We start from the raw sequence: 18,221 nt of genomic DNA on the forward strand, positions 1-18,221 counted from the left end.
GCTTCATCGGCCGCACGGACATGCAGAGCATCCCGGTCCGGATCCGCGTAAACGGCAACGCTCGCGATCCCCGCATCCCGGCAGGCCCGCGCAACGCGGACAGCAATTTCGCCTCGGTTGGCGATGAGCACCTTGCGCACGTGAGCCTCTCCCCCGTGACTTTCTCGGAGTCACCAGGGTGTTCGATTCACGGGCACGCATTCAACACGACCGGATTCAGGAGTAGGTCAGAATTTCCAGGCCGCCGCCGGAACGTCCGGGGGAAGTGAGCGGCGGGTCAGGAATACGTCAGAGGGCGGACCCGGCGGAAAAGGGGCTGCATCATGGCGTGTGCGCCGGCAGCCGGTTCCGCCGGACCCGCCCGGGGCCTGCGGGCGGGGGGATTCAGGCGGCGCGGACCGCACCCGCGTACCAGGACCGGTTCGAGGCGAAATCCTCCTCGAAGGCGGGGCCGGGCTCCTCCCCCAGGTCGGCCCACAGCGGGGAGCCGTCGAACCAGTGGTCGGTGGCCAGCATGTCCAGACCGCGCGCGGACTGCCCGCGGGCTTCGAGCAGGGCGCGCGCCTGCGCCTGCGTCAGCTGCCGCCGGGGGCCCGGCAGGTCCGCGCAGCCGGCGACCGTCCGCAGCAGCCGGGCCGCGCTCACCGGCTCCGGGTGGGCGGCGTGGTACACCCGGGCGCTCAGGGTGCCGGCCGGGGCGAGGGCCGCACCGAGCAGCAGGCGGCCCAGGTCGGACGCGGAGATCAGCGATAACAGGGCCTCGCCGCCGAGGAGTTCGCCCTGGAGGAGGCGCATCAGCCCGAGGAGTCCCGGTACCACCCAGGCATCGCCCTCGCCGTAGACGAGGTGGGGGCGCAGCACGACGCCCCCGGCGGCGAGGACGGCGTCCTCGGCGGCCGCGCGGGTCGAAGAGGTGGGCGAGCCCGGTTGCCGGGTGAGGCCTTCGGGACGGACCCCGGTGAAGGTGCCGCGGCCGTACACGGACGCCGTGCTCAGGTAGACGATGCGGGACACCCCGGCGCGGCGGGCCTCGGCGACGAGCGCGGTGGTGCCGCGGTCGTTGACGGCCTCGTTGGCCTCGGGGGTGCCGCCGATCTGCGAGGCGCAGTGGACCAGTACGTCCACTCCCTCGCAGACGCCGTGCAGGGTGTGCGGGTCGGCGAGGTCGGCGGTGACGGTGCGGACGCCGGCGGTGCGGCCGGGTGCGGCGGGCGGCCGGCGGTGGCCCATCAGGGTGAGGGCGGTGTCCCGTCGGGCGGCGGCCCGGACCACGTGGCCGCCGATGAACCCGGAGGCTCCGGTGATCATGGTGTGAAGCACGCAACACGCTCCTGTCCGATAGGGGTTCAGCGGGTCCGGGGGCGCAGCACCAGGTCGGCGGCGAAGACGGCGCGGTCCTCCTGGAACCCGCAGACCTGTACGAGGGTGTCGCCGGCGGCGTCGGGCAGGCCGGGCATGGCCTCGATCCGGCAGGGGGCGTCGAGTTCGGCGTACCGGGCGAAGGTGCTGTCGAGGCCGACGACGAGGGCGTCCGGGAGGCCGGTGGAGGCGTGCGCGGCCTGCCGGGCCGCCTCCAGGAGCATCATGCCGGGCACGTGGTCCACGGGGTGGTCGAAGAAGATCGGGTGGTCGGTGTCCACGTGCAGCAGCCAGCGGTGTTCCAGCGGCCCGGCGCCGGGGTCGGCGGCGAGCACGACGTGCTCGGGGTCGGTACGGCCGACCCGGGCGGGGGCGATGGGTCCGCGGGTGTACGGGGTGGCGGTGGTGGGGCGGCTGCCGCGCAGCCGCCGGTGGACCGCCGGGCTGGTGCAGCTGAGGGCGGCGCCCGCGGTGGCGAGGGCGACACCGCCGACGGAGGCGGTGACGTCGTAGCGCATGCTCGCCAGGTTACGGCCGCGGCGGACCACTTCGCTGCACACGGTGCTCAGTTCGAGCTCGGTGGGGACCGGGCCGGCGACGAGCAGGTCCGGGGTGGTCGCGAAGGAGATGTCCCACATCAGGAACTGGTGGCCGAAGGGGACGCCGAACTCGGCGTGGGAGAGCAGGGCCCCGATCTGGCGGACGGACTCGATCAGCAGCATCGGGTCCTGGAAGCCGGCGGCCCGGGAGAAGACGGAGTGGCCCCGGGGCCACTGGGCGCGGACCACGAAGGACTCGGGGTACCCCTCGGGGCCGGCCGGGGCGGCTTCCCAGCCGGTGAGCAGGACTTCGGAGACGGCCGCCCGGTGCACGTACTCGCGCGGCACGGTGGTGGTCAGGCGGGATGCGGAGCCGGCTGCGGCCGGGAGGCCGGCTCCGCCCGCCGGGCCTAAGCCGGCGGCCGGGGACAGGACGTCCGTGCTGCTGGACGGGTGCGGTGCGGAGGCGGAGAAGGTCATGTTCGGCACTCCCTGAGACTGGTCCGGGCAGGGGTGTGCACGCCGAACGCCTGCAGCCACCCCCCGTGGCAGACGACTTTCAGGCCCCAAGATACAGACATGTCGGTTCGGTTACTCAAGTAAAGGTTTGGTCTAGCACGGAAAGAGTTGCGCGGACGACTGCCGGCACCGCCCGGCTTCGCAACGGGCGGCGCGGCGCAGCGCGTTCGGCCCCCGCAGAGGAGGGCCCTGACGTGCGCCGCTTCCGGATTCAGGGCTTCCATACCGGGTGACCTGGGACGTTGCGAGAAAAACATACAACCCTGCCTGCTAAGAGACGGCGAACTCATCCCGAGCCTGAGGCCCACCCGGGCCCGAAGGAAGCCGACACGCCGCCCAACTCCCCTTTGAAACCCGGCTATTACCGGGCAAGACTGACCTGGCGGGTCATCGTTGCCGCCACGCGCCGCCACTCAAGGATCCATTGACAATCAGACAAGTCTGTTTGCTATCTTCGGCAAGCGTGAGCATCGCCCGCAGTCCGCGATGCCACGCCCGCGCCTCAGGAGGAGCAGATGAACCGGCAGGCCGTAGATCTTCTCGAACCCCGGACCGAGCGGTACCGCCCCCTCATCCCGCAGCACCGGCCCGTGCCCGTGCGCACCGCTCCCCCGGCGGCCGCCGCCCCGGAGCGCGAGGTGCTCCGCGTCCTGGTCGTGGAGCCCGAGGCGCGGGCCGCCGACGCCCTGGTCCAGGGGCTGCTGCGGCAGGGCCACCTGGCCGAGAGCGTGGCCACGGGCGGAAAGGCGCTCCAGGCGCATGCGCAGGCGGATCTCGTCCTGCTCGACCTGGACCTGCCCGATCTGGACGGGCTGGAGGTCTGCCGGGGCATCAGGGCGATGGGCAGCACGCCGGTCATCGCCGTCACCGCCCGCGGCAGCGAACTCGACCGGGTGCTGGGCTTACAGGCCGGCGCGGACGACTACATGGTCAAGCCGTACGGCTTCCGCGAGCTGCTGGCCCGTATCGAGGCGGTGATGCGCCGGTCCCGGCCGCAGCAGGCCGCGGCGGCCCGCACCATCGAGCACGGGCCGCTGGTCATCGACCCCACCACCCGCGAGACCACCCTCGACGGCCGGTCCGTGGACCTCACCCGCAAGGAGTTCGACCTGCTGCACCTGCTGGCCTCGCAGCCCGGTGCGGTCATCTCCCGGCGCCAGCTGATGACCCAGGTCTGGGATGATGCCTGGTCACACCGTGGGCGCACGATCGACACCCACGTCAGCAGCCTGCGCGGCAAGCTCGGTTCGAGCAGCTGGATCATCACCGTCCGGGGAGTCGGCTTCCGTCTCGGCCACCCCTGACCCGGGCGGTGGTGCTCCGGTCCGCCGCCGCCGGACCGCAGCCCGGGGAATCCCGGCCTTCGGTGCTGACGTTGCGTCTACCCGCCCCATAGGATGCAGACAAGTCGGTTCGATTCAGCTGAGTGCAAGGACTCGGGATGGCACAACAGGAACGCGGTACACGCTCGAAGCGCTCGATCCTCGAGGCGGCCGCACGCGTCTTCGACCTCCGCGGCTACGACGCCGCGAGCACCAACGAGATCCTCGCGAGCACCGGGCTGACCAGAGGGGCTCTGTACCACCACTTCCCCTCCAAGGAGGCCATCGCGGTGGCCCTGGTGGCCGCGCACAGCGAAGCGCTGGTCATCCCGGAGCAGCCGGTGAAGCTCCAGGCGGTCATCGACCTCACGATGGGCTTCGCCTTCCGCCTCCAGCGCGACCCGGTGCTGCGCGCCGCGGTCCGGCTGGCCGTGGAGCAGACCTCGTTCCCGCGCCCGGTGACCACTCCGTACGAGCAGTCCACGGCAGCCATCCACGGGCTGCTCAAGCAGGCCCAGGAGCAGGGCGAGATCCTGCCCGGCGTGGACCTGGACGCGGCGACGTCCATCATCATCGGCTCGTTCACGGGCATGCAGGTGATGTCGCAGGTGTACACCAACCGCCGGGACCTGCCCGAGCGCATCAGCATGCTCTGGCGCTTCCTGCTGCCCGGGCTGACCAGCCCCGGCATGATCGGCCACCTGCGGATCGCCCCGCCGCCGGCCCCTCCCGAGGAGGAGGACGCGGCCCTGGTGCCGTCCGCGGCCGGGGGGCAGCCGGTCGCGCACTGACCCCCGGGGGCTGCGGGTCCCGTACCCCGCCGGGGGCCGGGCCGGGCTCAGGCCGCCGGGCCGGCGGTGGTGAACAGCGGCCGCAGGGTGTCCCAGATCCGGCCGCTGGTCTTGGGGTCCCACCAGGTGGCGTCGGCGTGGCCCAGCGTTTCCAGACCCGCCGTCACCACCACCGCCAGGTCGGCGAGATCGGCGCGGTGCGCGGGGTCGGCGGGAGTGCCGGGCTCCGCGTCCGCCGCGGCCCCGGCCGGGGTCCGGTCGGCACCGGCACCGGCACCGGCGTCGGCTGCGGCGATCCGGTCGTGCACCAGCGCCAGGAGTTCCTCGCGCAGCCGTGACGGACCCTCGGTGCCGTCGGCCCCGATCCGCATGCCCGCCCGGACCAGGGGCTCCTCGCGCATCGCCCGGCCCAGCGCGATGCCGAAGCGGGCCGCGGCCGTGTCCGCCGGGCCGGCCAGCGCCTCTTCCGCGAGGACCAGGGCCCGGGCCCTGGCCTGCGCCAGGACCTCCGCCAGCAGCTCGGCCACGGAGGGGAAATGGTGGTAGAGGGCGCCGCGGCTCACGTCGGCCAGCCGGCAGATGCTCACGAGTCCGGCGTCGGAGAACGAGCCGTTCGCAATGAGTTCCGCGGCCGCGCGGACGAGAGCCTGGCGGGTCTGCTCGGACCGCTTCTGCATCAGGACTGCACCTGTCTTCTCCTGCTGGGGGCACACAGAGGCGAGGGCACGGCCAACCGGCCTCCCTCCAAGTGGAATCGTACAACCCTGCCTGTTTCATTCAACAGCCCTCGGTGCGGATCCTTTGGTCTTTCAGCTGCACGATGCTGCAACTTCCGGCCATAACGGCCTCTTCAGCGGCACCACCCCATCAACTCGCCGTCAATAGCGACTGCTTGACAATCAGACAGGTCTGTTTGTTAGGTTCGGCGAAGTCATCAGCGCCACCCCGAAGTCGAGGAGATTCCCGATGGACAGCGCGACCGCCGGTGTGGTGGCGAGCGGCTTCAGCGAGGCCCTGAACGAGGGGCTGCTGCGCGCCGCCACCCGGCTGACCCGGCCGCGGAGCGCCGCCGCGGCCGCCGCCCGGCGCGCCCCCGCGCTGCCGGGCGGGCACGGGCCCGCCGCGACCGGCCCGGTGCTGTGGACCTGGGAGACCGAAGCGGTCCTGGAGCGGTTCGCCGAGCGGCTGCCCTCGGTGCTGTCGCCCGCGGAGGCCGAGGCCCCGGGGGTGCGGCCCGCCCTGGAGGCCTTCGCCCGCGGGGTCCTCCAGCAGGTGGCCACCGCCGGCGCGGCGGGCGCCGGGGCGGCGGGCGCCGGGGCGGCGGGCGCCGGGGCGGCGGGCGCCGGGGCGGCGGCAGACGGGGCGGCGGCAGACGGGGACGGGGCACCCGGCTCCCCCGGACCGGCCGGCTCCCCCGTCCCGGCCGCCCCGCCCGCCGCCGCCCCGCACCAGCTGGTGGCCGCCGCCTCGCTGCTCTACGAGTGCGGACTGCTGCACGTACTGGAGTACGGGATCGCCCACAACGGGACCGGGCTGCTGCGGGCGGTGGCCGTGGTGCAGCACCTCGGCGAGGCCATGCGGGAGGCGGGCGCGGGCTTCTGGGAGGGCGACGGCGGCCGCGGGGACTGCCGGCGGCTGGCCCGGCAGCTGCACGACGAGCTCGGCGGGTCCCTGGCCGCCGCCCGGCGCAGCATAGGGCTGGCCGGACGCGAGGGTGCGGACGGCGCCGCCCGCACGGCCCACCTGGCGGACGCGCGGCGGGCCCTGGACGAGGCGGCCGAGGAGAGCCGGGCGCTGGCCGACGGCCTGCGGCGGCGCTCCCAGCTGCCGCCGCTCGCCGAGGCCCTGGACGCCTTCCTGGCGCTGGCCCGCCCGGCCGCGCAGGTCACCGTGCGGATCGCGGGGGACGAGCGGGCCGCCCCCGAGCGCCACCGGCAGGAGGTCTTCCTCGTCCTGCGCGAGGCGCTGCGCAACTGCATCGCCCACTCCGGGGCCCAGCGGATCGAGGTCGGGGTGCGCACCACCCGGCGCTGGCTGTACGCGAAGGTGGAGGACGACGGGGCCGGCCTGCCCGCGGACGGCGGGGCGCGCGGCCGGGGCCTGCAGTCGATGACGGAGCGCCTGGAGGACCTGGGCGGCCGGCTGCGCCTCTCCCCCGGCCCCGGGACCGGCACCTGCGTGGAGATCCACCTGCCGCTCGGACCGCGCGGCTAGTGGTGGCCGCGGTCGCGTCGCGGACGGTCGGGCAGGTCACCCGCGGGCCGGCCGGGGTCGGTGATCGTGATGCGCTCAAGGGCCGTCGGATCGCCGGCGCAGCCATCCGCCCGCCGGTCTAGGTCGTGTCTTTCGGATAGTGCCGGTCAAGCCCGCGGCGTCTGGTGCCACTGCGTTCGCTGCGCTCACTCCGTCTCGGCTCTCTGAGCCTTCCTTCGGATGCCGAGCGCATCGCAAGGCGGAGGGTGGACCGCCGTACTGGACGTACTTGGTCTGCCCGACAGCTCGGCATCCAAGGGCCTTCAAGAAGAGCCGAGACGAAGCGAGCGGAGCGAGCGCAGTGCGGCGAGGCGCGGTGCCAGGCGTCGCGGGTCAGGCAAGATCCGGAAGACACGGCCTAGTGCGGGGACCCCTTGGCGGCCTTCAGCTTGTGCCAGACGCGGCTCAGGGCCTCCAGGTCCTCCGGGTCGAGGAGGTCGGTGAAGGGCGCGGCGAGGGCCTCGCGGCGGGTCGCGTCCGCGGCGGCGAAGAGGGCGCGCCCCGCCTCCGTGAGGGAGACCTCGACCGAGCGGGCGTCGCGCGCCGAGGGGGTGCGCACCACCAGGCCGCGGCTCTGGAGGGTGTCCAGGACCCGGGAGACCTGGCTGCGGCTGAGCAGGGTGCTGTTGCCGAGGGTGGAGGCGGGGACCGGCTCGGGGCTGGCCGCCAGCCACAGCATCACCTCGAACCAGGACACGGGGAGGTCGTGGGCCTTGGTGAGGGCCTTGTCCACGCGGTCGGTCAGCGTCGCCCCGGCCCAGACGAGCCCGTAGAAGGCGTGGTCGGCCGTGGGCATCTCGGCTGCGGTGAGCTTCTTCGGCATGGCTCCCAGTCTAGGGGTTGCGTGTGCACGCACATGAATTTAAAGTGTGTGTACACGCACATAGTTTCTGCTCCGTGCGGCCCGCGCCCTCCGCGGGATCCGCGCCCTCCCGAGACTCCCGGAACCCCCGGAACCCCCCGAAAAGAGGCCCCCCATGTCCGCCCAGCCCACCGCCTCCGGCGCCCCCACCGTCCTGATCACCGGCACCTCCTCCGGCATCGGCCTGGCCGCCGCCGTGGCCGCCGCCCGCGCCGGCTGGCGCACCGTGGCCACCCTGCGCGACCCGGCCCGGGCCGGCGCCCTGCGCAAGGCCGCCGCCGAGGCGGGCGTGGAGATCGACGTCCGGCAGCTGGACGTCGTCGACGAGGCCTCCGTGGCCGCCGCCGTGGACGGGGTCCTCGCCGACTACGGGCGCCTGGACGCGGTCGTGAACAACGCGGGCGCCGGGCACGTCGGCACCCTCGAACTCGAAACCGTCGCCGAGGTCCGCGAGGTCATGGAGGTCAACTTCTTCGGCGTGCTGAACGTCTCCAAGGCGGCCCTGCCCCACCTGCGCGCCTCCGGCGGCCGCCTGATCACCGTCACCAGCGTGGGCGGGGTCGTCGGCCAGCCCTTCAACGAGGCCTACTGCGCCGCGAAGTTCGCGGTCGAGGGCTACATGGAGAGCCTGGCCCCCGTCGCGGCCGCCCTCGGCGTGAGCGTGTCCGTGGTCGAGCCGGGCGCGGTGGCCACCGAGTTCGTCAACAACATCGGGCTCGACCTGGAGGCCGAGATCGCGGCCGCCGGCCCGTACGCGGACGCCCTGAGCCACTACGTCGAGCGCACCGTCGCCCAGTTCACCGCGGACGCCGCGCAGACCCCGGCCGGTGCGGCCGAGGCGGTCATGGAGGCGCTGACCGCCGAGCGCCCCGCCTTCCGCATCCAGACCTCCGAGTGGGCCCGGGCGTTCACCGCGACGAAGCTGGCCGACGGGGACGGCTCGGCGGTCCTCGGCATGACGGGTGCCTGGGTCGCCGCCTGACCCGGGGGCCGCGTCCCCGCGGGCCGGATCAGAGCCGGGTGGTCGGGGGCAGGTCCCCCGGCCCCGCGTGGGGGCGGTCGCCGGACAGCCGCCAGCGGCCGTCCGCCCCGCGCGCGAAGGTGAGCGTGTGGGTGAGCGCGTACCCCTCGTACGGGGGTGCGCCCGCCGCCCGGCCCTCGTGGAACAGCCGGGCGCTCTCCTCGGCCACCAGGGTGGCGGTGTCCCCGGTCACCTCGGCCACCCCGGCCACCGGGTCCACCTCCGCGCGCGCGTAGCCGGAGCCGCTCGCGTGCAGGGCCCGGCCGCGCGCGGCCAGGGCGTCGAACTCGCCGCGCGCGGCGGCGGCCAGGGGCGCGGTGAGCACCTCGGCGGGCACCCGGCCGCGGGCCGCGGTGACGGCGGCCGCCCGCTGCCCGAGGTAGGTGCGGGCGACGCTCCGCAGCTCCCGGAGGTCCGCCGCGTCAGGCCGCTCCGGCCCGCCGCGGGCCTGCCCGGCGAGCGCGGTGCCGCCGGCCGCGGCGAGGGCCGCGGCGGCCAGGACCGCCAGGCCGGGTCCGGTGGGGATGCGCATCGTCTCTCCTCGGGGTGCGGGGCCGGGGGTACAGGATCTCCCCCGTGAATACGCCACGACGCGGTCGCGCGGTTCTAGCCTGCTGTCCATGGACATCACCATTCACACCACGGTCCTTCCGCACGACGACCCGGACGCCTCGGTCGCCTTCTACCGCGACGTGCTCGGCTTCGAGGTCCGCAGCGACGTCGGTCAGGGCACCATGCGCTGGATCACGGTCGGTCCGGCCGGGCAGCCGGGCACCTCGATCCTCCTGGCGCCGCCCGCCGCCGACCCCGGCATCACCGAGGCCGAGCGCCGCACGATCACCGAGATGATGGCCAAGGGCACCTACGGCTGGATCCTGCTGGCCACCCCGGACCTCGACGCCGTCTTCGAGAAGGTGCAGGCCCGGGACGCGGAGGTGGTCCAGGAGCCCACCGACCAGCCGTACGGGGTCCGCGACTGCGCGTTCCGCGACCCCGCGGGCAACCTGGTCCGCATCCAGGAACTGCGCTGACACCGGACGAAGGGGAGGGAGGCTTGCGATGTGCCAGGCCGAATGGCGGCGTGCGCGGGTCGAGGCCCAGCGCCTGGCCGATCTCGCACGGCTGCGCCGCGTACGCGACCGGATCGACCGGGAGTACGCGCAGCCGCTGAACGTGGAGGCGCTCGCCCACGAGGTGAACATGTCCGCCGGGCACCTGAGCCGGCAGTTCCGGGCCGCGTACGGGGAGTCCCCGTACTCCTACCTGATGACGCGCCGCATCGAGCGGGCCACGGCGCTGCTGCGGCGGGGCGACCTGAGCGTCACGGAGGTCTGCTTCGAGGTCGGCTGCGCCTCGCTGGGCACGTTCACCACGCGCTTCACCGAGCTGGTCGGCATGCCCCCCGGGGCCTTCCGGCGCCAGGCGGCGGAGGCGGAGGGGGCGGCGGACGACCCCTCCGGCGGTGACGGCGCCGGCGCCGGGGCGGCCCCCGGGGCGGGTCCGGCGATCAGGGTGGAGGGGATGCCGGCGTGCGTGGCGAAGCAGGTCTCCAGACCGGTCAGGAATCGAGAAGCCCCGGAAGGCGCCCGGCCCCTAGCGTGAGGGACATGGCAACCACCGCTTCCCCCGCAGCCCGCGCCTCGCTCTCCTCGGTCACCCTGGAGGTGGCCGACCCCGAGGCCGCCCTCCGCTTCCACCGCGCCCTCGGCGTGGACGGCCTCGTCCGCGTGCGGGCGTCCGAGGCGCCCACCACCGGCTTCCGCGGCTTCACGCTGGGGCTCACGGTGTCCGGCCCGGCCACCGTGGACGCCTTCTTCGGCGCCGCCGTCGCGGCCGGCGCCACGGTCCTGAAGCCCGCCGCGAAGTCCCTCTGGGGCTACAGCGGCGTGGTGCAGGCCCCGGACGGCACGATCTGGAAGATCGCGACCTCGGCGAAGAAGGACACCGGTCCCGCGACCCGCGAGATCGACGAGATCGTCCTGCTGATCGGCGTCGAGAGCGTGAAGGCCACCCGGGAGTTCTACGTCGGCCGGGGCCTGACCGTGGCCAGGAGCTTCGGCGGCAAGTACGCCGAGTTCGCCGCCGCCCCGGACGCCTCCGGGCCGGCCGCCCCCAAGCTGGCGCTGTACAAGCGCCGGGCCCTGGCCAAGGACCTCGGCGTCCCCGTCGACGGCAGCGGCTCGCACCGGGTCGTCCTCGGCGGCACCGCCGGCAGCTTCACCGACCCGGACGGCTTCGCCTGGGAGGCCGCCGCGTAGCGCCCGCGCCGCCCCGGCCCGGCCCCCGGCCCCCGGCCCCCGGCCCCCCGGATCATCCCCACTCCCGCCGCTCGACCCCGTACGAAAGGAAACGTGCCATGTCCGCCACGAAGCCCTCCGCCGAGTCCGCCCGGGCCGCGGAGAAGTACGACGGATTCACCGCCGAGGAGCGCGCCGCGATGAAGGCGCACGCCCAGGACGAGAAGAAGGCGGCCGCGCGGCGCGGACTGTCCCGGGCGGAGAAGGAGGCGGCGGCGGAGCAGGACGTGCTCGCGAAGATCGCCGAGATGCCGGAGGCGGACCGCGTCCTCGCCGGGCGGATCCACGAGATCGTCAGGGCCGCCGCTCCGGACCTCGCGCCCAGGCTCTGGTACGGGATGCCCGCGTACGCCAGGGACGGCAAGATCGTCTGCCACTTCCAGTGCGCGGACAAGTTCAAGACCCGGTACGCCACGCTGGGCTTCAGCGACCGGGCGGCGCTCGACGAGGGCGCCCTGTGGCCGACCTCCTTCGCCGTGGCGGAGCTGACCGCGGCCGTGGAGGAGCAGATCGAGGCGCTGGTACGGAAGGCGGCGGGCTGAGGGCCGAGGGGACGGCCGCGGCGCAGGCCGGTCCGGGCGCCGCCGGAACCGCCGCGGCGGCCGGGACACGGCACCGGCCCGGGTGCGCTGTGCGCCACCGGGCCGGGCCGTCCTGAGGCCTGCCGGGCCCAGGGGGACGGGCGCCGGCAGCCGTGCGGGTCAGTCCACGAGCTGGTGCTCGCGGGCCGGGGTGCGGCCGGCCGGGACGGCTCCGGCCGGGGTCAGGCGGTTCAGCTTCTCGCCCTCGACGTCGACGTTCGGCAGGGCCTTGTCGAGCCAGCGCGGCAGCCACCAGGCGGCGTTGCCCAGGAGGGCGAACAGCGCGGGGACTATGGCCATGCGGACCACGAAGGCGTCGAAGAGGACGGCCGTGGCCAGGCCGAAGCCGATCATCTGGATCATGTCGTTCGAGTCCAGGATGAAGCCGGAGAACACGCTGATCATGATGGCCGCGGCGGCGGTGACCACCCGGCCGCTGTAGCGGAAGCCGGTGACGACGGCCTCGTCCGGGCCGGCGCCGTGGGCGTACGCCTCGCGCATCCGGGAGACCAGGAACACCTCGTAGTCCATGGCGAGGCCGAAGACGATGCCGATCATGAAGATGGGCATGGTGCTCATGATCGGACCGGTCTGGTCGATGCCGAACACGTCCTTGAGCCAGCCCCACTGGAAGACCGCGACGACGGCACCGAGGGAGGCGCTGACCGACAGGAGGAAGCCGAGGGCCGCCTTCAGCGGGACGAGCAGCGAGCGGAAGACCAGGACCAGCAGGATGAAGGCGAGGCCCACGACCAGCGCCAGGTAGGGCACGAACGCGTCGTCCAGCGTCTTCGAGAAGTCGATGAGCATCGCGGTCTGACCGGTGATCAGCACCTCGCCGCCGGTCTGCTTCTCCAGGCCGCCCGCGAGCGCGCGCAGCTCGTGGACGAGGTCCTCGGTCTTCTTGTCGGCCGGGCCGGTGGCCGGGACCACGGTGACGATGGCGGCGTCGCCGGCCTGGTTGGCGACGGCCGGGGAGACCGAGGCCACCCCGTCCTGCCCGGCGAAGGCCTTGCCGACCTGCTCGCCCGCGGACTTGGCGTCCTTGGCGCTGACCGTGACCGTCAGCGGGCCGTTGAAGCCGGCGCCGAAGGACTCGGACAGCATGTCGTACGCCTTGCGCTGGGTGGTCTCCTCCGCCATGGTGCCCTCGCCCGGCAGGCCGAGCTCCAGGCTCGCGGCGGGCACCGCGAGGGCGCCGAGGCTCACGACGCCGACCAGCAGGACGGCGATCGGGTGGCGCAGGACGTAACCGGCCCAGCGGGAGCCGAGGTTCGGCCGGTTCGGGTCCTTCTTCCCGGCGCGCTTGGCGGCCTTGGCGCTGCGCTTGGCGGCCGCGCGCTCCTTGCGGGGCTTGAGCGGCTGGGGCCAGAACAGGTGGCGCTCGCGGCGGCTGAGGACCTTGAACGGGGCGAAGCCGATCAGGGCCGGGACCAGGGTGAGCGCGATGAGGACGGCGATGGCGACCGTGCCGGAGGCGGCGAGGCCCATCTTGGTGAGCAGCGGGACGTTCACCACGGACAGGCCGGCCAGGGCCACGATGACGGTGAGGCCGGCGAAGACCACGGCCGAGCCAGCGGTGCCGACGGCGCGTCCGACCGCCTCCTCGCGGGTGCGGCCCTCGGCCATCTCGGAGCGGTAGCGCGAGACGATGAACAGGGCGTAGTCGATGCCGACGGCGAGGCCGAGCATCATGGCCAGCGACGAGGTGGTGGTGGAGAGTCCGAGCGTGCTGCCCAGCGCGGTGATGGCGGTGACGCCGACCGAGACGCCGAACAGGGCGGTGAGGAGCGGCATGCCGGCCGCGAGCATCGACCCGAAGGTGAGCAGCAGGACGATGGCCGAGATCAGGATGCCGATGCCCTCGGCGGAACCGCTCTTGGCGGCCTCGATCTTGACGGCGTCGCCGCCGGCCTCGACGGTCAGGCCGCCCTTGCGGGCCTTGGCGGTGATCGCGTCGAAGGCGTCGTGGGCCTTCTCGCTCACCTCGGGTCCGGTGACCTTGTACGTGACGACGGCGTAGGCCGTGGTCCCGTCCTTGCTGATGGTCCGGGTCTGGTACGGGTCGGTCGCGCCGACCACCTCGGGAGCCTTCGACAGCTCGCCCAGCAGCGTGCCGACGGCGGCCTTCGGGCCCTCGTCGGCGATCTTCGCGCCCTGGGGGGCGCGCACCACGACGCGGGCGGTGGCGCCGGTGGCACCGGCGGCCGGGAACTTCTCCTTGAGCAGGTCGAAGGCCTTCTGGGACTCCGTACCGGGCATGGAGAACTGGTCGGAGGGGGGCGGCGGAGCGGAGGATGCCGCGACGGAGACGCCGGCCATGATCAGCACCCACAGGAGGACCATCAGGCCCCGGCGCCGGAAGGCCAGGCGGCCAAGTTTGTAAAGGAAGGTGGCCACGGCGAGTGGACTCCCATCGGATCGGCCAGCAGAAAGGGCAGGACGCGAGGAGAATAACAAACCGCTTGGACGGTTTAATTGGGCGGCGAACGATTCGCGCCACCGGTCCCGGGCCGCACTCCTCCTGGACGTGGAGAGTCAACAGGAGGCGGCTGGAGACCTGCTCGAACACCGCTTGAGCCCGGCGGCGGTACGCGCCTGCGGCCCCTGGCGGGGGGCCGCGGGCGGGCCCGGACGGCCGGTCAGGAGGCGGCGGCGCCCGCGAGCAGCCCCTCGGTGACGGCCTCGCAGACCCCGCCGACGTGGTCGGCCAGGTAGAAGTGCCCGCCGGAGAACACCTTCAGCGCGAAGTCCCCGGTGGTGTGCCCGCGCCAGGTCCCGGCCTCGCCGACCGTCACCATCGGGTCCGCGTCACCGGTCAGGGCCGTGATCGGGGTGGCGAGCGGCTCGCCGCCCTGCCAGCGGTACGAGGCGAGGACCTGGTAGTCGGAGCGCAGCGGCGGCAGGATCATGTCCTGCACGTCGGGGTCTTCGAGCATGGCCTGATCCGTGCCTCCCAGCCGCACGACGTCGGCGAGGAGGGCGGCGTCGTCCCAGTTCCGGTAGTGGGAGTTGTCCTCCAGGGCGTGCGGCGCGCCGCGGCCGGAAAGGAACAGCCGCTGCGGGGCGGGCAGCCGCCCCTGCCGGTCGAGCAGCCGGGCGGTCTCGTACGCGACGAGCGCGCCCATGCTGTGGCCGAACAGGGCGTACGGCCGCTCCGGCTCGGCGGCGAGCTCGCGGGTCAGCTCCTCCGCCGCCGCCGCGACGAGCGCGGCCAGGTCCGTGAACGGCTCGTCCCGGTAGCGCTCCTGGCGCCCCGGGTACTGCACGGCCACCACGTCGAGGCCGGCGGGCAGGGTGCGCGCCAGCTGGGTGTACGCCGTCGCGGAGCCCCCCGCGTGCGGGAAGCACACGAGCCGCGGCCCGTTCTCCGCGGCCGCGGTGTAGCGCCGGAACCACGTGCTTTTCACTTCTGATCCGTCCCTTCTTCGGTGCGGGCGAACCGGTGGGCGGCCGTCACGAAGCCTCCGACCAGCCCGTGTAGCGGTTGGCCGCGGGCGCGGCGGCGTACAGGTCGAACGTCGAGCCGCGGCGCGGGCCCGCCACCACGTCCAGGGCCGGGTCCACCGCGAGCATCGCCTGGTGCAGGCGCTGCAGCTGCGGGGACGGCTCCACGCCGAGTTCGTCGATCAGGCGGTTGCGCAGCCTGCGGTAGACGTCCAGGGCGGAGGCCTGGCGGCCGGAGCGGTAGAGCGCGACCATGGCCTGCGAGTGCAGGCCCTCGTGCTGCGGGTGCCGGGCGATCAGCTCGGCCAGTTCGGCGATGACCTCGGCATGGCGGCCCAGCCGCAGGTCCGCGTCGATGCGCCGCTCCACGGTGACGAGCCGGCTCTCCTCCAGGCGCATGACCTCGATCTCCAGGATCGGGCCCACCCGAACGTCGACCAGCGCCGGTCCGTTCCACAGGGCCAGCGCCTTGCGGAGCAGGTCGGCGGCGCGCTCGTCGTCGCCTTCCTCGAACGCCTGCTGGCCGCCCGCCACGAGCGTCTCGTACTCGTGCACGTCCACCGCACCCGGCGGGATCTGCAGCAGGTATCCGCCGTGCCTGGTCGCGAGCACGTCCTTGGCGCTGCCCGGAACCCCCGGTCCCATGGCAGTGCCCAGCCGCCGGCGCAGCTGCAGGATGTACGTCTGCAGCGTCGTGAGCGCGCTCTGCGGGAGTTCGGTGCCCCAGATCTCCTCCATGAGGGTCTGTACGGGGATCACCCGCCCCGGAGAGAGCGCGAGCAGCGCCAGAATCTGGCGCGGCTTGCCAGCCGTCGGAACAATCGAGCCCCCGTTGACCTCGGCACTCAACGGACCCAGAACCTGAATCTTCACGGTCTCCTCCGTTATTTCGTCGAGTTCCCATCGATTTACAGACTTCGACTCCGGCACGGTAGCCGGGTCCAGTACGGTGCCCCGGAATTCTCGAGCCGGTGTCGAGCCGCCCTCCGGCCCGCACGGTTGTGGGTTGAAAACAAGATGGTAGATTCCATTCCGGGGATTGGAACCGGCATCTTTTTCTTTGCATCCGCCGGTCTTCGTGTCTTTCCGTAGATCCCGCCAGTCCGCCGGGAGGAGGCACCATGGATTTCGTCGCGCACGGCGCATCGGGCGCCCGGGGCGCGGACGGCGACACCGAGGTGGACTTCCGCGTCCTGGGCCCGGTGGAGGTGTTCGACCGCAGCACGGGGGCGTACATCGCGCCCGCCGGGCCGAAGCAGCGGGCGCTGCTCGGCGCCCTGGTGGTCCGGGCCGGCCACGTGCTGTCCGCGGAGCGGCTCATCCACGAGCTGTGGGGCGACCGCCCGCCCGTGAGCGCCGCCAACGCCCTGCAGGCCCATGTGGCCCGGCTGCGCCGGCTGCTGCAGGGCGGGGCCGTGGACGCGGACGGCCGCGAATGGATCGCGACCCGCTCGACCGGCTACCTGCTGCGGCCCGGCCGGGCCACCACCGACGCCCAGCGCTTCCACCGGCTCTCCGCCGAGGGCCGGGCGGCGCTCGGCGCCGATCCGGTGCACGCGGCCGAACTGCTGCGCGGGGCACTGGCCCTGTGGCGCGGCCCGGCACTCGACGGGAGCACGCACGGCCCGGTCTGCTCGGTGGAGGCCGACCGGCTGGAGGAGCTGCGGCTGACCACCCTGGAGACGCTGTACGACGCGAACCTGCGCAGCGGGCGGCACGCCGAGGTGGTCCGGGAGCTGGAGCGCCTGACGGCCAGCCATCCCATGCGCGAGCGGCTGTACGACCTCCAGATGCTCGCCCTGTACCGGTGCGGCCGCCAGACGGAGGCCCTGGGGGTCTACGAGCGGGCCCGTCGGCGCCTGGTGGACGAGCTGGGCATCGAGCCCGGCCCGGCCCTGCGCGAGCGGATGGAGGCGATCTTGCACCATGCGCCCTCGCTGACGACCCCGCTGCCCGCGCCGCCCGTCCTGAGCGTCCCGCCCGTGGCGGGGGGCGCCGGGTTCCCGGTGGCCCCCGGCCTCGCCCGGGTCCCGGCCGGCCGGCCGTCCCCGGAGGCGGACCTGCTCGAACTCGGCCGGGAGATCGCCCGCCTGGGCGACCGGATCGAGGCGCTGCGCCGGGAGCAGGAGGAGCTGATCAGGCGGTTCGGCCTGCTGGCCCCGGGGGCCGCGGCGGGCTCCGGCGACCGGCTGGGCTGAGCCCCGCCCGCGCCCGTACGTACGAAAGGACCCCCTGCTGCGGCTGCGGCAGGGGGTCCTTTCGTACGTACGGGCGCGGTGCCGCCGGCTCAGGCGCGGCACTCCGGCGGGCGGCCGTGGAAGGCGGTCATCTCCCGGAAGAGGGCGCCGACGTCCAGCGGGGAGCCCTCGGGCAGGCCCCGGGCCTCGGCGTACCCGCGGTGCAGGTTGGGCAGCAGGCGCTCGCCGTCCAGCAGCCCGGCGTGCGGGCCGGGGTCGGTGGCGCGGGCCAGTTCCAGCGGGGTGAGCCCGGCCGCGAGGCCCTCGGCGGCCAGCTCCTGGATCCAGCGCAGGTAGGCCTCGTTGGCGTCGAAGAGCTCAGGGCCGCCCACCGGGCCGTGGCCGGGGACGACGGTGGTGGCGCCGAGGGCGCGCAGCCGGCCGAGGGCGCGCAGGGAGCCCGCCACGGACCCCATGACGCAGAACGGCGTGACCCCGTTCATGACGAGGTCGCCGGTGAAGAGCACGCCCCGGTCGGGCAGCCAGACCACGGTGTCGTCGGTGGTGTGGGCGGCCGGGCCGATGTGGATCAGCTCGGCGCGCAGGTCGCCCACGTGGAGGGTGGTGCGGTCCCGGTAGGTCAGCTCGGGCGGGGTGACCTCGATGTCCCCCCAGCAGACGTCCGGCCACAGCCCGGCCATGTGCAGGCCGGCCGTCCGCACCATCTCCCGGGTGCGCTCGTGGCCGATGGCCAGGGCCTCGGGGAAGACGAAGTTGCCGTACGTGTGGTCCCCGTGGAAGTGGGTGTTGACCACGGCCCGCGGGGGCTGGGGGGCCAGGCGCAGGGCGGCCCGGCGCAGCTCCCGGGCGCGGCGCTCGGTGGCGGCGGTGTCGACGAGCGCACTGCGGCGGCCGTCGGTGAGGATGCCGGCGTTGTTCAGGCACCAGCCGCCGTCGGGCTGGACGTACGCGTGGACCCCGTCGGCCACTTCGGTGAGCACGGCGGCGCCGGCCGGCGCCATGGTCGTGGCGGACACGGAATACCTCTTTTCT

At 73.9% G+C, this 18,221-nt stretch carries 19 protein-coding genes; 9 read left to right on the plus strand and 10 right to left on the minus strand.

Annotated elements, in window-relative coordinates; translation table 11 throughout:
* From ACZ407_RS18425 to ACZ407_RS18435, 3 genes are all read right to left on the minus strand, one after another.
* On the minus strand, positions 1–140 hold a 140-nt coding region (locus tag ACZ407_RS18425), incomplete at its 3' end, for a biotin carboxylase N-terminal domain-containing protein (protein ID WP_208785519.1).
* Between the two features lie 244 nt (positions 141–384).
* Entirely contained in the window at positions 385–1,320 is a 936-nt protein-coding gene (locus ACZ407_RS18430) for an NAD-dependent epimerase/dehydratase family protein (RefSeq protein ID WP_468129347.1), read from the minus strand.
* Between the two features lie 26 nt (positions 1,321–1,346).
* The gene (locus ACZ407_RS18435) at positions 1,347–2,378 is read right to left on the minus strand and encodes a ScbA/BarX family gamma-butyrolactone biosynthesis protein (protein WP_468129349.1); all 1,032 of its coding nucleotides are present in this window, start codon (positions 2,376–2,378) and stop codon (positions 1,347–1,349) included.
* Positions 2,379–2,932: 554 nt separating this feature from the next.
* Between ACZ407_RS18435 and ACZ407_RS18440 the strand changes: the two genes are divergently transcribed.
* The gene (locus ACZ407_RS18440; RefSeq protein ID WP_468129351.1) at positions 2,933–3,721 is read left to right on the plus strand and encodes a response regulator transcription factor; all 789 of its coding nucleotides are present in this window, start codon (positions 2,933–2,935) and stop codon (positions 3,719–3,721) included.
* 137 nt (positions 3,722–3,858) lie between these two features.
* Positions 3,859–4,530: a ScbR family autoregulator-binding transcription factor gene (locus ACZ407_RS18445; protein WP_468129353.1), complete on the plus strand. Its 672-nt coding sequence runs from the start codon at positions 3,859–3,861 to the stop codon at positions 4,528–4,530.
* A 47-nt stretch (positions 4,531–4,577) separates the two neighbouring features.
* Here the strand turns inward: ACZ407_RS18445 and ACZ407_RS18450 are convergent, their stop codons facing one another.
* A complete protein-coding gene (locus ACZ407_RS18450) occupies positions 4,578–5,207 on the minus strand; it encodes a TetR family transcriptional regulator (protein ID WP_468129355.1) in 630 nt (209 codons plus the stop codon).
* Positions 5,208–5,496: 289 nt separating this feature from the next.
* On the opposite strand from ACZ407_RS18450, the gene ACZ407_RS18455 reads away from it, so the two are divergent.
* The gene (locus tag ACZ407_RS18455; RefSeq protein WP_468129357.1) at positions 5,497–6,744 is read left to right on the plus strand and encodes a sensor histidine kinase; all 1,248 of its coding nucleotides are present in this window, start codon (positions 5,497–5,499) and stop codon (positions 6,742–6,744) included.
* 397 nt (positions 6,745–7,141) lie between these two features.
* Here ACZ407_RS18455 and ACZ407_RS18460 read toward each other — a convergent pair whose 3' ends face one another.
* On the minus strand, positions 7,142–7,606 hold the full coding sequence (locus ACZ407_RS18460) for a MarR family winged helix-turn-helix transcriptional regulator (RefSeq protein WP_468129359.1): 465 nt from the start codon (positions 7,604–7,606) through the stop codon (positions 7,142–7,144).
* A 154-nt stretch (positions 7,607–7,760) separates the two neighbouring features.
* Between ACZ407_RS18460 and ACZ407_RS18465 the strand changes: the two genes are divergently transcribed.
* On the plus strand, positions 7,761–8,627 hold the full coding sequence (locus ACZ407_RS18465) for an SDR family oxidoreductase (RefSeq protein WP_468129361.1): 867 nt from the start codon (positions 7,761–7,763) through the stop codon (positions 8,625–8,627).
* Positions 8,628–8,655: 28 nt separating this feature from the next.
* Here the strand turns inward: ACZ407_RS18465 and ACZ407_RS18470 are convergent, their stop codons facing one another.
* Positions 8,656–9,198 (minus strand): hypothetical protein, encoded by a 543-nt coding sequence (locus ACZ407_RS18470; protein ID WP_468129363.1) that lies wholly within the window; start codon positions 9,196–9,198, stop codon positions 8,656–8,658.
* Positions 9,199–9,286: 88 nt separating this feature from the next.
* Here ACZ407_RS18470 and ACZ407_RS18475 point away from each other — a divergent pair, with 88 nt between their 5' ends.
* The 4 genes from ACZ407_RS18475 (at position 9,287) to ACZ407_RS18490 (ending at position 11,505) form a co-directional block, all read left to right on the plus strand.
* Positions 9,287–9,697, plus strand: coding sequence for a VOC family protein (locus ACZ407_RS18475; RefSeq protein WP_468129365.1), 411 nt, complete (start codon positions 9,287–9,289; stop codon positions 9,695–9,697).
* Between the two features lie 28 nt (positions 9,698–9,725).
* Positions 9,726–10,268 carry a helix-turn-helix transcriptional regulator gene (locus tag ACZ407_RS18480; RefSeq protein WP_468129367.1) on the plus strand — a complete coding sequence of 181 codons (543 nt, stop codon included), beginning with the start codon at positions 9,726–9,728 and terminating at the stop codon, positions 10,266–10,268.
* A 5-nt stretch (positions 10,269–10,273) separates the two neighbouring features.
* On the plus strand, positions 10,274–10,924 hold the full coding sequence (locus tag ACZ407_RS18485; RefSeq protein ID WP_468129369.1) for a VOC family protein: 651 nt from the start codon (positions 10,274–10,276) through the stop codon (positions 10,922–10,924).
* Positions 10,925–11,022: 98 nt separating this feature from the next.
* On the plus strand, positions 11,023–11,505 hold the full coding sequence (locus ACZ407_RS18490) for an iron chaperone (protein WP_468129371.1): 483 nt from the start codon (positions 11,023–11,025) through the stop codon (positions 11,503–11,505).
* A gap of 159 nt (positions 11,506–11,664) precedes the next feature.
* On the opposite strand, the gene ACZ407_RS18495 is transcribed toward ACZ407_RS18490, so the two are convergent.
* From ACZ407_RS18495 to ACZ407_RS18505, 3 genes are all read right to left on the minus strand, one after another.
* Positions 11,665–13,944, minus strand: a complete 2,280-nt coding sequence (locus ACZ407_RS18495; RefSeq protein WP_468129373.1) for an MMPL family transporter — start codon at positions 13,942–13,944, stop codon at positions 11,665–11,667.
* 242 nt (positions 13,945–14,186) lie between these two features.
* The gene (locus tag ACZ407_RS18500; RefSeq protein ID WP_468129375.1) at positions 14,187–14,954 is read right to left on the minus strand and encodes a thioesterase II family protein; all 768 of its coding nucleotides are present in this window, start codon (positions 14,952–14,954) and stop codon (positions 14,187–14,189) included.
* Positions 14,955–15,000: 46 nt separating this feature from the next.
* Positions 15,001–15,864 carry an AfsR/SARP family transcriptional regulator gene (locus ACZ407_RS18505; protein ID WP_468129377.1) on the minus strand — a complete coding sequence of 288 codons (864 nt, stop codon included), beginning with the start codon at positions 15,862–15,864 and terminating at the stop codon, positions 15,001–15,003.
* Positions 15,865–16,112: 248 nt separating this feature from the next.
* On the opposite strand from ACZ407_RS18505, the gene ACZ407_RS18510 reads away from it, so the two are divergent.
* Positions 16,113–17,189, plus strand: a complete 1,077-nt coding sequence (locus ACZ407_RS18510; protein WP_468129379.1) for an AfsR/SARP family transcriptional regulator — start codon at positions 16,113–16,115, stop codon at positions 17,187–17,189.
* 89 nt (positions 17,190–17,278) lie between these two features.
* Here ACZ407_RS18510 and ACZ407_RS18515 read toward each other — a convergent pair whose 3' ends face one another.
* On the minus strand, positions 17,279–18,205 hold the full coding sequence (locus ACZ407_RS18515) for an MBL fold metallo-hydrolase (protein ID WP_468129381.1): 927 nt from the start codon (positions 18,203–18,205) through the stop codon (positions 17,279–17,281).
* Positions 18,206–18,221 lie beyond the last annotated feature (16 nt).

The organism is Streptomyces sp. NPDC030809 (assembly GCF_055572195.1).

What these genes read in the sequence shown, in the direction of transcription:
- ACZ407_RS18440 (WP_468129351.1), top strand. Translation starts at nt 2,933, where the DNA reads ATGAACCGGCAGGCCGTAGATCTTCTCGAACCCCGGACCGAGCGGTAC.
- ACZ407_RS18485 (WP_468129369.1), top strand. Translation starts at nt 10,274, where the DNA reads ATGGCAACCACCGCTTCCCCCGCAGCCCGCGCCTCGCTCTCCTCGGTC.
- ACZ407_RS18445 (WP_468129353.1), top strand. Translation starts at nt 3,859, where the DNA reads ATGGCACAACAGGAACGCGGTACACGCTCGAAGCGCTCGATCCTCGAG.
- ACZ407_RS18470 (WP_468129363.1), bottom strand. Translation starts at nt 9,198, where the DNA reads ATGCGCATCCCCACCGGACCCGGCCTGGCGGTCCTGGCCGCCGCGGCC.
- ACZ407_RS18450 (WP_468129355.1), bottom strand. Translation starts at nt 5,207, where the DNA reads ATGCAGAAGCGGTCCGAGCAGACCCGCCAGGCTCTCGTCCGCGCGGCC.
- ACZ407_RS18480 (WP_468129367.1), top strand. Translation starts at nt 9,726, where the DNA reads ATGTGCCAGGCCGAATGGCGGCGTGCGCGGGTCGAGGCCCAGCGCCTG.
- ACZ407_RS18460 (WP_468129359.1), bottom strand. Translation starts at nt 7,606, where the DNA reads ATGCCGAAGAAGCTCACCGCAGCCGAGATGCCCACGGCCGACCACGCC.
- ACZ407_RS18465 (WP_468129361.1), top strand. Translation starts at nt 7,761, where the DNA reads ATGTCCGCCCAGCCCACCGCCTCCGGCGCCCCCACCGTCCTGATCACC.
- ACZ407_RS18435 (WP_468129349.1), bottom strand. Translation starts at nt 2,378, where the DNA reads ATGACCTTCTCCGCCTCCGCACCGCACCCGTCCAGCAGCACGGACGTC.
- ACZ407_RS18455 (WP_468129357.1), top strand. Translation starts at nt 5,497, where the DNA reads ATGGACAGCGCGACCGCCGGTGTGGTGGCGAGCGGCTTCAGCGAGGCC.
- ACZ407_RS18510 (WP_468129379.1), top strand. Translation starts at nt 16,113, where the DNA reads ATGGATTTCGTCGCGCACGGCGCATCGGGCGCCCGGGGCGCGGACGGC.
- ACZ407_RS18475 (WP_468129365.1), top strand. Translation starts at nt 9,287, where the DNA reads ATGGACATCACCATTCACACCACGGTCCTTCCGCACGACGACCCGGAC.
- ACZ407_RS18490 (WP_468129371.1), top strand. Translation starts at nt 11,023, where the DNA reads ATGTCCGCCACGAAGCCCTCCGCCGAGTCCGCCCGGGCCGCGGAGAAG.